Below are 14,574 nucleotides of genomic sequence, written 5' to 3' on the forward strand. Positions count from 1 at the left end.
CATAACCCCTTTTACTTTTCGCTCCGAATCCGCAGCAATTCCTCATGGAACTTCTTAGCATTCTCGGTTACTTGGTCGTAGTCACCGTCAGCACCAGGGCCAACCAGGCTACCACCGGCACCAACACAGAATGCACCAGCCTTGAACCAGTCCTTCATGTTGTCCAGGGAAACACCACCACTTGGCATGATGTTAGCCTGTGGGAATGGTCCTTGCAGTTCAGGGATCATCTTGACACCGGCAATCGCACCAGGGAAGATCTTAACAACGTCTGCACCAGTCGTGAGGGCTTGTTGAACCTCAGTTGGGGTGAAGCAACCTGGCATGTATGGAACAGCATACAGGTTACATAACTTAGCAACTTCTTCGTTGTAGGAAGGGCTGACGATGAACTTGGCACCGGCAACCATGGCCATCCGAGCAGTGGCAGGGTCAAGAACAGTACCGGCACCAACCACGACTTCAGGATCGTCCGCAAATTCTTCGTTTAAGTGCTTGATCGTCACATCAGCGTTTGGGGAAGTGAAGGCAAGTTCGATGGCCTTGACGCCACCCTTGATGCTGGCCTTGGAAATCTTGTAGGCATTTTCTTCGCTCCGTCCACGAACAACGGCGAGGATTCCCGCCTTTTCAACAGCTTTCAGTGCTTCATATTTTGGTAACATACTACAATTGCTCCTTCTTTATTTTTATGACAAATGCATTTCGTATTGGGAAACTTTGTTTGAGTGGGCCGGCAAGATAATATTGCCGGGCTTCTTCATCCAATCGACGGGTTCGCCGAGGACATCGGGAAGACCGTTAAACGGTTCAACACACAGGAAGCGACAGTCCTGATCTTCCTTGGTCCACAGACAGATGTTCTTGAATTCTTGCACATCCAGTTGAATGGCGTGCGCCGTCAATGGTGAGAACACCTTGACACTCTTAACACCAGGGTTGCTGATGATCCGCAGGCCTGGCTTAAAGGTGGCGTAGTTGAGCCGTAGTTCGTTGGTGCTGGAAAGCAATTCTTCCTTTCCTGTCCGGTACGGATGAGGCGTCTTGACGATCTCGTAAACATTCAGCGGCTCCTCGACACCATCGAAACGAACCCGGTAATTTTCAAAACTGGCCGTTCCGTTGATCGGGATGTTGAATGCCGGGTGGGAGCCGAGTGAATACGGCATCGCCTTGTCAGAGTTATTTTCAACGTCAAAGCTCAGAGACAGGCCAGTGCTCAAAAGTTTGAAAGCCACCTGCAGCTTGAAGTCAAACGGGTACATCTTCTTGGTCTCCGCGTTGGCAACCAGTTCCAGGACCAATTCGTTTGCGGACTGGTAGGCGACCGTGAAGTCTTGGTCGCCAGCGAAACCATGCTGCGGCATCTGGTAGGTCTGCCCATCTAAAACATATTCATCATCGTTTGAACGGCCGATTGCTGGGAAGAGAACAGGTGCGTGTTTACCCCATTCCTTGCCGTTCCAGATGTAGTCAAATTGGCCTTTTTTGTTAATCAGGTGGGTTAACTGTGCACCATGCGGGTCGATTTCAGCACTAAATTCTGCATTTTCAATTTTAATCATTTTATTCAACCCTTTCATTACTCCGTAACACCAATCTTGAAGATTGCCAAGCCATGCAAGCCGGCCTTCTCGTTACTGGTTTCTTCGCCGCTAGCAATCTTAATAATGTAGTCAACGAAGTCCTTAGCCGCCTTGTCAAATGATTCAGACAGGGCCTGACCACCATCGTAGTCAAACCACCGTTGCTTCTTTGCGGCCAGCTCAGAGTTGGTAGCCACCTTAACAGATGGGACAAAGCTGGCGTATGGCGTGGCAACGCCAGTGCTTACCACTACCATTTGACAATCCGCAGCCGCCGCCGCTGAAGCATCGATTAAGTCGTTGTTCGGTGCTTCCAAGAGGTTTAATCCCGGCGTTGTTACCTTGTGGCCGTAAAGCAATGCATCGCTAATTGGAGCACTGCCGGCTAGTTGGATCGCGTTTAATGCGACCTCCTTGGCCGTGGTGATGCCCTCAGCAAGTTCCTTGTCGCTCGGCTTCTTAACCAGTTCCTGATCAAACTCGTCATAGTAGTCGCGGATGTGGTCGAAGACGTGGTTAACCTTCTCGGCCACGCTAGAATCCGCGCTCCGGGAAACGAGGTCGTCCTGGGCTGCTGCCAGTTCAGGCAGGCCGGTTAGGACCGTGCTCCCTCCATTGGCGTTGATCACATTAGCGAGGTGGGCAAGCAGCCGGTTAGCTGTCAGTGGTGCCAGAGCATCTGGCTGTACGCTTTGCAGGCCGACCTTCAACTCGCTCAACGGCACCGGTTCACGGTGGTCGTTAGCCGCCGCCGTGTTCAATTCTTCGAGCATCTGCTGGGCAGTGGCAAATTCGTCCTTAACGTCTTGAGCCACCAGGAACTTCATCCGTTCAGGATCGATTCCAGCCATCTTCTCAATGGTCTCCTTCATCCCAGACATCTGGTTGTTTTCACAGCCCAGTCCGAAGAGCAGGACCCCACCAGCGTTCGGGTGCAGGGCAGCGTCACAAAGGATCTGCCGCGTCTGTTCGAAGTCTTCACCAAGTTGGGAACAGCCGTATGGGTGCTTCAAAAGCACAATGTCATCAAAGGACCCATTGTCCGGATGGGCCGCCTTAAATTGTTGCACCATCACGTCCATCAACGGGGTAATGCACCCAACCGTGGCGACGATGAAGAGGTCGTTTCTGATCCCGACCTTCCCGTTCTTGCGCCGGTAGCCCATAAAGGTCTGCTGACTGACGTACTGACTCAGGTCGTCATCCACCGGCAACGGTTTGGCGTCCGCGGCATTTTCAAGGTTGCTTTCATCAACCAGCTGACCAGCAGCAATATCGGCAGTTGAGCGGCCGATTACCTGACCCAGCTTAATGACATCCTTACCAGCCGCAATGGCCTGCAGGGCAACCTTGCTGCCAGCAGAAATGCTGCTAACCAGTTTCAGTTGCTTGTCATTGACCGTTACGGTATCGCCATTGGCTAGTTTCTTCGTTGCAATCGCAACGTTGTCGTTGCCATTTAAGATCACTAGATCTTCCATGAAATTACTCCTCTGCGTTAATTTCTTGCACAATCGCCCGGGTACCCTTCTCGGCGATTTCATTGTAGTACTTGGTTACCAAGTCTTCCAGTCCCGGAATCTTGGTCAGGTCCTCACCCCAGAAAGCGTCATTTGAAAGGGCTTCGTGGATGTAGTTTTCGTCGCCCTGGATCTTTTCAAAGCCGGCGGTAACGTCAGCCGTGTCGTTGATTTCAAACTCGGACTTGCCGTTGTAAATCCACAGGTAAGCAGCCAGGGCCAGGGTCATCCGCTTTGGCAGTTGACCGTACTTAGCGTAGTAACGCTTGTAGTTTGGCAGAAGCCGGGCAGCGTACTTGGAAATACTGTTGAGGGCCAATGCACTTAATTGGTGCTTGACGTATGGGTTTTCAAACCGTTCTTGGATCCCCTTGGCGTAGCTTTCCAGCTCGTCCTTCGGCAGTGGAACAACTGGGATGATTTCCTTGTGCATTTCGTCATCGATAAACTTGTAGAAGTCCTTGTCATCCATAACCTGACCAACCGTCTCGAGACCAGCAAGCCGGCCAATTGGTGACATCGTCGTGTGGGGACCGTTCAAGATAGAAACTTTCCGGTTACGGTATGGCTGCATGTCATCAGTAACCACCAGGTTGATGTTGGCTTCCTTCAGTGGCAGGACCTTTTCAATGTCCTTGCTACCTTCGATTACGAAGATCAGGAATGGTTCGGTCTTGACCATGTTCTGGTCCTTGTATCCCCATTCCTTCTCCAAGTCGGCAGCCCGATCGCGTGGGTAACCTGGCACGATCCGGTCAACCAGGGTCGAGTAGAATTCGTTGTCGTTGTTGATCCAGTCAACAAAGTCCTGGCCGAGGTTCCAAAGGTCAGCGTATTGCAGGATGGCCTTCTTTAATGCATCCCCGTTGTGGTTAATCAGTTCACATGGGATGATGTGGAAGCCCTTCTTACCTAATTCGAAGCGGTGGTACAGCAAGGCAGTCAGCTTGGCTGGGTATGAGCTCTTTTCACCCTTCTTAATGGCTTCCAACGTGTCTGATGGAACAAATTCGATTCCGGCTTCCGTGGTGTTAGAGAAGATCACTTCAATGTTGTCGTCTTCCGCCAGGGCCATGTACTTGTCGTAATCGGTGTACGGGTTAACGGTGCCGTTAATAGATTCGATGATCTCGTGGCTTTGAATCTTCTTGCCGTCCAGAATACCTTCTAGCAAAACGGTGTACAGGTCGTCTTGTTCGTCGAGTTCCTTGATCCGTCCTTGCGGCAGTGGCTGAACGATTTGAACACCACCCTTGAACAGGCCCTGCTTGTTCATCTGGTGAATCTGCCAGTCGATGAATGCCCGCAGGAAGTTACCCTCACCAAATTGGATAACCTTGTTTGGGTATTGCGGTAGTTTACGAAAACTGTTGTTAAGTCTTTCCATGTTTGACCCTCCAAAAACCAAAATCTATAAAATAAAACAACCAACCCGAAATTTTATCTGTGAGAGGATGATGTGCATTTCGTATCAAAGACAGTTGGTTGTTTATGGCGTAGCCCCCATTATTGTGGTCGCAACGGATGGATGCGCTATCACTACGCTTTTTATTATAGAATGTTAACGTGAAACATGCAATGCTTTTAGCATAATTGTTTAGATGTGATCAAATATTTTTAAAGCGAAGGGCTACAGTCGCCCGTAGCCCTTTGGCTTTCAATGGAAACTACTTACTAAAATTGGTGGTTAACAGCCTCGCTATTCTTAGCAATAACGTTGGCCATCTGTTGCGTTACACCAGTATTGTTGCTTGCCGAGCTCGTGTACAGGGAGCTGGCACTTGCCACCCCCGCCAAAGCAGCACTAGCAATTACGAAAAATAGAAATGTCTTCAAAAAGTTCATTATGATTACTCCTCTCACAGATCAATCAATGATTTAATGTTAACGTGAACAGGTTATATTTTACTATCGATTGACCTAGATGCAAGGGGTTTGACTTGTTTTTTCTCTGTAAGCGGTTTCTAGTTCGACACCTAATCCGCTGACTAATAATTCCTGTCCTCATCCTGTGAGCGGAGCCGCGTCTTCTAAATTAACAGAAATCTTTTGACTCGTTAAAATTGGAAAGGATTTTCATGCTTCTCAAAGAGTTCAGCTGGCTTGGCATCGCCAAAGAAGCCAAAGTATTCATAAGCGTTGTTGTAAGCAATATCTTGAATGATCTTGCCCAAGTATTCTTCGTCTTCTGGTGCCCGGCCTTGTTCAACCAGGTTACCAAAGAAGTTGCACAGTACCCGCCGGAAGTATTCGTGCCGTGGGTAAGACAGGAAGCTCCGGGAGTCGGTCAGCATCCCGACGAAGTTTGGCAGGAGGCTTTGTTGTGCAAAGTCACGCAGTTGGGTAGTCATCCCTTCAGCAGTGTCGTTGAACCACCATGCAGCCCCCAGTTGCATCCGTTGCTTGCCGCCTTCAAGGAAGCAGCCCATCAGGGTTACTAATTGCAACCAGTCATTCGGGTTCAATGAATAGAAAATGATCTTCGGCAAGCCATCTTCGTCCTTCATTCTGGTAAAGAGTTTCTGAATTTGGGCAACCATGTCCGGTTGAGTGCCCATCGAATCAAAACCGGTATCCGGACCGATCTTGTCAAACATCGGCCGGTTGATGCTCCGCAAAACATTGTTGTGGAATTGCATTGTCCAGTTATACTTCTTGTTCAGCTTCATTAAGCCTTCCATCAGCATCGTCAAATACTGGTCCCGTTCAACGTCGGTTAACGGTTCGTTGCGAATAGCCTCATCAACAATGCGGTCTAGGACATCATCACTAGCCTCAATGAAATGGTAAGTGCTCAATGAATGATCCGAAAGCCGGGCGCCCAGGTCATTGAAGTACGCAAAGCGCTTGTCCATTGCCGTCAAGATATCCTTGAATGATGAGATCTTAACACCGCTAACGGTCCCCAGTTCCTCAAGGTATTTCCCGTAGCTATCCTTATCGATGTAGATCAGGTTGTCAGGCCGCATGGCTGGCAGGGTCCGGAAGCCGTTTTCGCGCTCGTCTTTCTTCAACAGCTTGTGGTAGTGCAGGTCGGATGCTGGATCATCCGTGGTGCAGACTGCCTTGACGTTGGACAGCTTGATCAGGTTGCGCGGCTTGAAGTCTTCGGTTTGCAAGAGGGCGTTGGCCTTCTTCCAAACTTCTGGAGCGTTCTTGGTGGTCAGTGGTTCATCGATGCCGAAGAAGCGCCGCAGTTCCAGGTGCGTCCATTCGTAAACCGGGTTACCAACTGCCTTTTCGATCGTGCCGGCCCAGGCCATAAACTTGTCGTAGTCGTCGCCGTCACCGGTGATCAGTTCTTCAGGAACACCGTTGGCCCGCATCAGACGCCACTTGTAGTGGTCACCATAGTTTCCGTCGTTGAGCCAGACCCGGGTAATATTTTTATAGTTCTTATTTTCGTAAATTTCCTTTGGTACCAGGTGACAGTGATAGTCAATAATCGGCATATCCTTGGCATAGTCAAAGAACAGCTTCTTGGCCCAGTTATTGGTTAATAAGAAATTTTTATCGATTAATCCCATTTTAATTACCCCCGATTATTTTCAGCCTGCGTATCATCAATATTTGGCCATACCTTGGCGTAAGGTTCACCAGTTAATTCTTCGACAACCTTCTTAGTTTCAGGCTTAACGTCCGCCTTGGAACCACCGTTCTCCAGACGAGTGATCTCTTGCTTCAAGACCTCATGCGTATCACGGTTGAGCTTGAACTTCCGTGAAATCCAGAGCGCCCAGCCAACAAGCACTACCGGACCAACAAAGAAGATCAGCATGATCCCAAATTGAATTGAGTGTGGCGTCGTTCCGTAGTTGAGCATCGTCTTGGAGTTGAAGCCGATCACCTCGAGCAGGATCCCGGCAATCCAGGAGGCAATTGCCCCGGTTGACTTCCGGAAGAAGGTCATTACCGCGGCGTAGATCCCAGCCCGGTCCTGCCGGGTCATGATCCGGTCAACGTCTGGAATAAACGGGAAGACGTTCCATGGTGTGAATTCCAGGATGGCCCGACCACACTGGTAGAACAGGGAAATGACGATTAGGATGACCACCGGATTGTTAACATCAAAGATCCAGGTAACAATGTACCCAACCATCGTCAGAATAATTGTCGAGTAGCCCAACCCGTACAGGAAACGAGGGCCATGGGAAATCATCAGCTTGGTTGCTGCCAGGGTTGCCAGGATCCCAACCGCTGACAGGGCCTGCAGTGTCCACGGCAGGTCGTCCTTGGCACCATTGATGCAGCAAACAATGAAGGTTGGCAGCATCGTTGAGTAGAAGTCCTTCCCGGTAAACGAAAGCAGGTAAATTGCCAGGTGCTGGCGGAAGGACTTGTTCTTAAACGTGGAAAAGTAGTCTTCAACCGTCTTCTTCATAAATTCACTCAGGGAAAGGTGCGGTGCGGCGTTCAGTTTCTTAACATAGTCCTCAGTCAACGGCCGTTCCCACGTGCTCCGGTAAGACGTAAAAATAGCAATCACAAAGATAATCGTCCAAATAATACCAGTGATCAGGTATGCATTAGGGTTCTGGGCGTGCTTGAGGGCCGCCAAGATGAAGAAGACCAGCGCCGTCCCCGTAGCGGAGATGACCATCCGCGAACCAGAGAGCACCGTCCGCAGGTTGTAATCATCCGTCATTTCGGTTGGCAACGTTTCCCACGGAATCAGAATCATCGCAATGATTAATTCAATGGCAACGTAGATAATCAGGTAGTAAATCCAGTTGGTCGACTTCACCCAGAATAACGGGAAGACGACCGCAAAGAGGATCCCCCCGAGTAAGATGAAGAAGTGCCGCCGGCCAAACTTCTGCCCCAACTTGTTCCGGTAGAAACCATCGGTAATGGCCCCGAAGAATAGCGAAAAGAGGGCATCAAAGATCCGCCCAATCCCAGTGATTGCTCCGGCCAGCGCCGGACTAATCCCGTTACTCATAACAAAGACGAAAATAACCCCAGAAACGATGTTATTCCAACCACCGCCCATTAGGTCGTTCATTCCGAAACCAATGCCCCGCCAAACGTTAATCTTTTTTGGTGTATAGACCCAACTAGTTTTTGATTTCTTCTGTTTATCCATAATTTCACCATCTTTTCAAAAAGCTCATTTTTTCACAAAAGGCATAAAAAGGTACTCGTACCCTTATCAAACTATTCGATGAGCGTACGAGTACCTTTGGTATAGTTTGGTAATACTCGAATTACTTATTATCTTTTTGAATTGCTTCCCACAGTCCATTCAGGTAGGTGATGCCCAGGGCCCGGTCGTACAGGCCGTAACCAGGCCGTCCCTGTTCGCCCCAGATATCACGACCGTGGTCTGGACGAATGTAGCCATCAAAGCCAGTATCATAGAGGGCCTTCATGATTTCGTACATGTCCAGTGACCCTTCTGATGACAGGTGCGCGGACTCGTGGAAGTCACCATTGCCCATGAACTTGATGTTGCGGGCGTGAATAAACGGCGCCCGATCCTTCTTAACAAACTCCCGAATAATGGCTGGGACATCGTTCTTGGGGTTCTCCCCGAGACTCCCTGTACAAATGGTAAAGCCGTTGTACTTCGATTCGTGCATTTGTTCAATCTTGAGCATGTCCTCGCGGTTCTTGTAGATCCGTGGCAGGCCAAAGAGCGGCATCGGCGGATCATCGGGGTGCATGGCCATCCGAACGTCATACTTCTCACAGGTTGGAATGATGGCATCCAGGAAGTACTTCAGGTTTTCCCGCAGCTTCTGTTCATCAACGTCCTTGTATGCTTCAAAGAGCCGCTTGACCTCGGCCAGCCGTTCCGGTTCCCAACCAGGAAGGACGTAGCCATTAGAATTCTTTTCCACCGACTTGATGATGTCTTCCGGAGAGCCTTCAACATACTTGTGCTGGAAGGCCATGTCCGTGGAGCCATCGGCCAGTGGGTAGTGGAGGTCGGTCCGGACCCAGTCAAAGATCGGCATGAAGTTGTAGCAGATCACCTTGATGCCGTAGGCGGCCAGGTTCTTGATCGCCTCCTTGTAGTTTTCAATGTACTTATCCCGGCTTGGCAGCCCGATCTTGATGTCGTCGTGAATGTTGACGGATTCGATGACCTCCAGCTTCAAGCCGGCATCTTCGACTTCCTTCTTCAGTGCGGCAATCCGTTCCTTTGGCCAAACTTCGCCAACCGGAATGTCAAATAAGGCCCCAACTACTTGTGTTGTTCCTGGAATCTGACGAATATCCGATAACTTGATTGAATCATTACCATCGCCATACCAGCGAAATCCCATGTTCTTCATTATTAGTTCCTCCTCTTAGTACTTACCAAACTTATTCAGTGTTGTTTGAATCGTGGCCCGAACCGCTCCGGGTCCTTTAATCATCTGGGCGAAGGCGCCCTCGACCTTTTCACCAATTCCAATCTCGTAAAGGTCGTTCCCAAAGATTGCTGTATTGCTCAGAATTGGCTGCAGGGCGGCATGGACATCGGCCTGTTCGCCAAGCTTGATTCCGGCAACGTATTCGTGAAGCTGGTCGTACAGCGGATCAGGACTCGGCGTAAACGCTGTCCCATCATCGTTAATTGCCATCAGGTAGCGGCACCAGCCCGCGATAACCAGCGGGATGAATTCAAGATCCGCGGGATCACGATCAGGATCATCAACGTAGTGCTGGAGGGTCACCCCGTAACGGATCCCGACCTTTTGTGAGGTGTCCGAAGCGATCCGTTGGGGGGTATCCGGAATATTCTTGTTTGGCAGCCGCTTCGTAACCAGGGTGTCAATGAATTCCTTCGGGTTAATGATTCCCGGATTCTTAACCACCGGCAGATCTTCGCCATAGCCGAGGTTCTTAATCATCTTCAGCAGATCCGGATCGGCAGCTTCACTGGCAATCGACTTGAAACCCAGCAGGCAGCCAAAAATCGCCAGGGCGGTGTGCAGGGGGTTCAGGCAGGCCGTGACCTTCATCTGGTCAGCGTCGTTAACCGTTTCCCGGTCCGTCATCATCACGCCCGCCTTCTCCAGTGCCGGACGGCCATTTGGAAAGTCGGCCTCGATCACCAGGTAGTGGGTTTCCTCGGTGTTCCCAAACGGAGCGATGTTGGTGTGCTTGGTCGTGTGAACCAGGGCGGTGTCTTCAAAACCGTCTGCTTGCAGCTGCTTGGCAACTTCTGCCGATGGGTTTGGTGTGATCCGGTCGATCATGCTCCAGGGGAAGGTCACCTTGTCCCGGTCGGCCAGGTAATTGAGAAAGCCCTGGTCGACCAAGCCGTTCTTGCGCCAACCATTGGCAATCTGCATTACTGCGTCCTGAAGGCGTTGACCATTTTGGGAGAAGTTATCCGTGCTGACCATCGCAATTGGTGCCTGATTGGCCTGGTAACGGGCTAGGAGCAGGCTGGTAACAAAGCCCATGTTGGTGACCGGGTTGGCGGGCCCGTTGGCGATATCGGCCGCGGCCGCCTTCGTCAGTTCACCGTTCATATCCGTCAGGGCGTACCCCTTTTCAGTAATTGAAAAGGTCGCCAGCTGCAGCGATGGCTTGGTAAAGATTTGTGCAAGCTGTGCACGGCCCGCCTGGTTATCGGCCCCAGCATAGACGCTATCGGCAACACTGGCAACCAGTTCTTTGGCAAGGGTCCCGTCACTCTTCATTTCCACCGCTAAGAAACGGTTCTTCTCCGGGTGGTACACCTGGTCAATTACCTCATCGTCATAGGTTTCCGCAACGATGATCCCACTCTGCAGGTCGCCGCTGTTCAGCAGTTGCTGGGCAATCATTGAATGGAAGCACCGGAACAGGTTCCCGCCGCCGAAGTGAACCCAAACTGGGTTCTTTTCAGTCGCGTCGATCATCTGGTCCTGATCAAATTGAGGAACCGTAATGCCCGCCCGGTGAAACGCCGGTGCGTCTTTTTGATAGTCATCTAATAATTTCACCATGTCGCTTTTCCTCCTGTATTGATATACTAATATATCAGTTCACATATAGTAAACGCTTCCAGTACCTTTGTCAATCGAATTCCGTATAAAAAATAAATGGTATAATAATTACAAATAATGGAGGAACATCAAATGAATAGCACGCAAAACAGCAACCTAACCGGTCAAGCCTACCAGATCCTCATCAAGAAAATCGTTGAGGCTGACTACGCCCCCGGGCAAAAGATCTCCGAAAAAAAGGTGGAGGCCGACATCGGCATCGGCCGGACACCGGTTCGTGAAGCCCTACTTCAGCTGCGGCAGGAGAACCTGATCAACGTCATTCCCCAATCCGGAACTTATATATCAAAGATCGACATGAAAGAGGTCCTGGATGCCCGCTTCGTGCGGACCAGCGTGGAACAGCGCATCATGCGTAACGCCGCCGCCCTCGATATCACCGCCGAACAACAGATCCATTTCCAACACATCCTCGACCAGCAAGAAATCGTCATGAAAAACGGTGATTTCCCGGCCTTCCTCGCCAGCGACGACGAGTTTCACCGTTACTTCTACGTCATCACCGACCATGCACACATCTGGGAGTGGCTGAAAAAGATCAACATCCCGTTTGACCGCTTCCGCTTCCTGCGGCTGAAGGTCGCGGGGCTCTCCAAGAAGGACCTACTAGAGGGGCACCGGGCCATCCTAAAAGCCGTTCAGGCCAAGGACATCAACGAGGTGGAGCGGCTGACCGCTAACCATATGCACCGCATGCTCACGGAGGAAGATAGCCTGATCGACGCCTTTCCAACTTACTTTGCAAATTACGGTCCGGACAAATAACTAATATATCAGAATAACACAAAAGGGCGGGGTGATATTTTCTATCACCCCGCCCTTTGACGTACTTGTTATAGAATATCTGACCACCGGAAGTGATCAAACGGTTTCGTTGCCATTAACGGGAAACCCGGACACCGGCCCCGCCGTCCATGACCGCCCGCACATCGGCTTCGGTCGTTACGTTGAGGTCACCCTGCACGGTCAGCTTAAGCACACTGGCCGCGATGGCGTAGTCCACTAGTTCCTGGTCGTCAAAGTCGTTGAGAATCCCGTGCATCAGTCCGCCACCAAAGGCGTCACCACCGGCAACCCCTTCCAAGACGTCGACCTTGTAGGCTGGACTCTCGGTGAACTTGCCGTCCTTCAAGACCAGGCCCATCCAGGTTGACTTGTCAACGGATTGGATGTTCCGCAGCACGCTGGCAACCACCTTGACGTTCGGGTAGCGCTTGACGATCTCCCGCATTCCGTTTTCAAAGGTGCTCTTCTGCTCGATCCCGTGTGACATGTCACCATCGAAGGCGTGAATGCCCAGTGACTGTTCAAAGTCCTCGTCGTTAACCAGGCAGATGGTCAGGTATGGCATGATCTTCTTCATGAAGGCCTGGGCCTCTTCCGGTGTCCACAACTTGCCCCGGAAGTTCAGGTCACAGGCAACCTTGATCCCGTTTTCCTTGCAGTACTCACAGGCACTCAGGACCGCCTGCCGCAGTTCGGTCGACAATGCCGGCGTAATCCCGCTGAAGTAGAAGTAGTCGGCCCCGGCCAGCAGCTCGCTCCAGTCGTATTCAGCCGCCTTAGAGCTGGCAAAGGAACTACCCGCCCGGTCGTAGGTTACCTTGGTCGACCGGATGCTGTGGCCCTTTTCAAAAACGTACATTCCCAAGCGCGGACCCCCGTGAAGAACGCGGGAGGTGTCAACGCCAAATTCACGGAGCTTATCAATGGCGGCCTGCCCAAGGACGTTTTCAGGGAACTTTGAAACGTAGGCGGCGTCATCCCCAAACAGGCTCAGGGAAACGGCGACGTTGGCTTCAGAGCCACCGTAGTCAACATCAAACTGGTTGGCCTGGAGTACCCGCCGCATGTGGGAAGGCTTTAGCCGCATCATCATTTCACCAAAAGTAACGATCTTTTTCATACTCAACTTCTCCTTTAACTTTTTTATCATTATATCAGGTTTGTAAACGTTAACAACCGTTCGGATCACGAAAATTTCAGGGCATAGTTAGTCAAGAGATCCCGCATCATTTCCATCACCGTGTTACCGACCCGGGCCTCTTCATCGTTACCGATCATGGCATAGGCAAAGTTCAGCTGACCAGCATACGTGCTGACCGCCACCTGGAACATCGGGGCCCGCCGGTAACTGCCTAGCATGTTGAAGTCCGTAATTGTGCACCCGGCAAACTGGAAACTGACCACCCCAAAGTTGGTGTAGGAAATCGACCGGACATGGTAGTTGTCCTCGCAGATCTGTTGGAGCTTCTCAAGCGAATAACGGTCGTAGTTATCGACCAGGGTCTTCACCGAGGCCAGGCACTGGAAGTCCTGCTTATTGGCGGCCATCGCCTGGTGAACCGCCTGGACGGTCTCAGCAAACGGCCCGCTCGGCTCCGCGGGAACGGCAATGTTGTAACGGGAAGTATGGTTAGCCACCCGCAACTGCCGTGGTCCCGGAATAAACTGCCGCATGTCAGTTGGGCAGGCTAAAGAGATTTGGTCGGTCGCCGAGTAGCGTTGCACCGCCTGCCCAAAAGCCGCCATGAAGAGGTCGTTCAACGTTACCCCCTGATTGTGGCTGGCCTTGACCAGGGCGGCCGTGGTTTCCTGACTCAAACTCAGGAACTGGGTGCGCCGCAGTTGATTAGTGTGGTCGGCTAGCTCCGGCATTGATAACGGCTTGGCCGGATGATCGGTGTGCTGGCTGACCGTAACCGGGTGTTCTTTAAGCAGTTGACGCAGCCAGTCAATGTCCTGGTGGTTCTTAACCCCGGCCAGCGCGTCACCATTATAAGCCTTCGCCAGAAGGGCCAACAGCTGTTTGGCCCCGGCACCATCGGTTAAGATGTGGCTCAAGAAGATGGTCACCGCCACCCCGTCGTGACCCTGGTTTAAGTACACCCGCAGTTGCGGATCGTTAAAGAGGTCCCAGTCGGCACTGTCTTTGTCCGGATCTGACCCCTTAAATAAGACCCCCGTCAGGTCGCTGGTGACCGGAACAAAGCTGTTGTCCTGTAGCACATACTTGCAGAAAAGTTCCGGAACGACCTGCCCACACTTTAGTAGCGCTTGTTCAAACCGTTCCTGATCAAACTTCCCGCGGACCGTAAAGTTGATCCGGATGATGGGATACAGTTCCTGCATTCCAATCGTGTGCAGAATGTTCAACGGTTCGCCTTGATATACCGTCATTTTACTACCCCCTAATAACAAAAAAGGCTGGGATAAGCTCCCAGCCTTACCATTCCATCAATTAGTATTGGAAAGGATTTTCGTGCTTATCAAAGAGTTCAGCTGGCTTGGCATCGCCAAAGAAGCCAAAGTATTCATAAGCGTTGTTGTAAGCAATGTCTTGAACAATCTTGCCCAGGTATTCTTCGTCTTCTGGTGCCCGGCCTTGTTCAACCAGACTACCGATGAAGTTGCACAGTACCCGACGGAAGTATTCGTGCCGTGGGTATGACAGGAAGCTCCGGGAGTCAGTCAGCATCC

13 protein-coding genes are annotated in these 14,574 nt (G+C 51.1%); 1 reads left to right on the top strand and 12 read right to left on the bottom strand.

The window, feature by feature from the left end; translation table 11 throughout:
• Positions 1–11 precede the first annotated feature (11 nt).
• The 9 genes from ACI31J_RS01320 to ACI31J_RS01360 form a co-directional block, all read right to left on the bottom strand.
• Positions 12–665 (bottom strand): bifunctional 2-keto-4-hydroxyglutarate aldolase/2-keto-3-deoxy-6-phosphogluconate aldolase, encoded by a 654-nt coding sequence (locus ACI31J_RS01320; RefSeq protein ID WP_439772671.1) that lies wholly within the window; start codon positions 663–665, stop codon positions 12–14.
• 24 nt (positions 666–689) lie between these two features.
• A complete protein-coding gene (locus ACI31J_RS01325) occupies positions 690–1,565 on the bottom strand; it encodes an aldose 1-epimerase family protein (protein ID WP_439772672.1) in 876 nt (291 codons plus the stop codon).
• A gap of 17 nt (positions 1,566–1,582) precedes the next feature.
• On the bottom strand, positions 1,583–3,067 hold the full coding sequence (locus ACI31J_RS01330; RefSeq protein ID WP_439772673.1) for a UxaA family hydrolase: 1,485 nt from the start codon (positions 3,065–3,067) through the stop codon (positions 1,583–1,585).
• 4 nt (positions 3,068–3,071) lie between these two features.
• On the bottom strand, positions 3,072–4,493 hold the full coding sequence (locus tag ACI31J_RS01335; protein ID WP_439772674.1) for a tagaturonate reductase: 1,422 nt from the start codon (positions 4,491–4,493) through the stop codon (positions 3,072–3,074).
• A gap of 287 nt (positions 4,494–4,780) precedes the next feature.
• On the bottom strand, positions 4,781–4,951 hold the full coding sequence (locus tag ACI31J_RS01340; RefSeq protein WP_439772675.1) for a hypothetical protein: 171 nt from the start codon (positions 4,949–4,951) through the stop codon (positions 4,781–4,783).
• A 212-nt stretch (positions 4,952–5,163) separates the two neighbouring features.
• Positions 5,164–6,633: a glucuronate isomerase gene (gene uxaC / locus ACI31J_RS01345; protein ID WP_439772676.1), complete on the bottom strand. Its 1,470-nt coding sequence runs from the start codon at positions 6,631–6,633 to the stop codon at positions 5,164–5,166.
• Positions 6,634–6,638: 5 nt separating this feature from the next.
• Complete coding sequence (locus ACI31J_RS01350; RefSeq protein WP_439772677.1) at positions 6,639–8,192, bottom strand: MFS transporter; 1,554 nt, start codon at positions 8,190–8,192, stop codon at positions 6,639–6,641.
• 121 nt (positions 8,193–8,313) lie between these two features.
• Positions 8,314–9,387 (bottom strand): mannonate dehydratase, encoded by a 1,074-nt coding sequence (gene uxuA, locus ACI31J_RS01355; protein WP_439772678.1) that lies wholly within the window; start codon positions 9,385–9,387, stop codon positions 8,314–8,316.
• 15 nt (positions 9,388–9,402) lie between these two features.
• A complete protein-coding gene (locus ACI31J_RS01360; RefSeq protein WP_439772679.1) occupies positions 9,403–11,034 on the bottom strand; it encodes a mannitol dehydrogenase family protein in 1,632 nt (543 codons plus the stop codon).
• A 132-nt stretch (positions 11,035–11,166) separates the two neighbouring features.
• Between ACI31J_RS01360 and ACI31J_RS01365 the strand changes: the two genes are divergently transcribed.
• Positions 11,167–11,859 (top strand): GntR family transcriptional regulator, encoded by a 693-nt coding sequence (locus ACI31J_RS01365; RefSeq protein ID WP_439772680.1) that lies wholly within the window; start codon positions 11,167–11,169, stop codon positions 11,857–11,859.
• A gap of 115 nt (positions 11,860–11,974) precedes the next feature.
• Here the strand turns inward: ACI31J_RS01365 and ACI31J_RS01370 are convergent, their stop codons facing one another.
• The 3 genes from ACI31J_RS01370 to ACI31J_RS01380 all read right to left on the bottom strand — a co-directional run.
• The gene (locus tag ACI31J_RS01370) at positions 11,975–13,000 is read right to left on the bottom strand and encodes a sugar kinase (protein WP_439772681.1); all 1,026 of its coding nucleotides are present in this window, start codon (positions 12,998–13,000) and stop codon (positions 11,975–11,977) included.
• Between the two features lie 65 nt (positions 13,001–13,065).
• Positions 13,066–14,274, bottom strand: a complete 1,209-nt coding sequence (locus ACI31J_RS01375; RefSeq protein WP_439772682.1) for a condensation domain-containing protein — start codon at positions 14,272–14,274, stop codon at positions 13,066–13,068.
• A gap of 61 nt (positions 14,275–14,335) precedes the next feature.
• Positions 14,336–14,574: glucuronate isomerase (locus tag ACI31J_RS01380; protein WP_439772683.1), on the bottom strand; the 239-nt coding region annotated here is incomplete at its 5' end.

It is taken from the genome of Limosilactobacillus sp. (assembly GCF_051873075.1).
In the GTDB taxonomy this organism is placed as follows: domain Bacteria; phylum Bacillota; class Bacilli; order Lactobacillales; family Lactobacillaceae; genus Limosilactobacillus.

Coding starts and splice junctions, on each gene's coding strand:
- ACI31J_RS01320 (WP_439772671.1), bottom strand. CDS start 665: ATGTTACCAAAATATGAAGCACTGAAAGCTGTTGAAAAGGCGGGAATC.
- ACI31J_RS01325 (WP_439772672.1), bottom strand. CDS start 1,565: ATGATTAAAATTGAAAATGCAGAATTTAGTGCTGAAATCGACCCGCAT.
- ACI31J_RS01330 (WP_439772673.1), bottom strand. CDS start 3,067: ATGGAAGATCTAGTGATCTTAAATGGCAACGACAACGTTGCGATTGCA.
- ACI31J_RS01335 (WP_439772674.1), bottom strand. CDS start 4,493: ATGGAAAGACTTAACAACAGTTTTCGTAAACTACCGCAATACCCAAAC.
- ACI31J_RS01340 (WP_439772675.1), bottom strand. CDS start 4,951: ATGAACTTTTTGAAGACATTTCTATTTTTCGTAATTGCTAGTGCTGCT.
- uxaC (WP_439772676.1), bottom strand. CDS start 6,633: ATGGGATTAATCGATAAAAATTTCTTATTAACCAATAACTGGGCCAAG.
- ACI31J_RS01350 (WP_439772677.1), bottom strand. CDS start 8,192: ATGGATAAACAGAAGAAATCAAAAACTAGTTGGGTCTATACACCAAAA.
- uxuA (WP_439772678.1), bottom strand. CDS start 9,387: ATGAAGAACATGGGATTTCGCTGGTATGGCGATGGTAATGATTCAATC.
- ACI31J_RS01360 (WP_439772679.1), bottom strand. CDS start 11,034: ATGGTGAAATTATTAGATGACTATCAAAAAGACGCACCGGCGTTTCAC.
- ACI31J_RS01365 (WP_439772680.1), top strand. CDS start 11,167: ATGAATAGCACGCAAAACAGCAACCTAACCGGTCAAGCCTACCAGATC.
- ACI31J_RS01370 (WP_439772681.1), bottom strand. CDS start 13,000: ATGAAAAAGATCGTTACTTTTGGTGAAATGATGATGCGGCTAAAGCCT.
- ACI31J_RS01375 (WP_439772682.1), bottom strand. CDS start 14,274: ATGACGGTATATCAAGGCGAACCGTTGAACATTCTGCACACGATTGGA.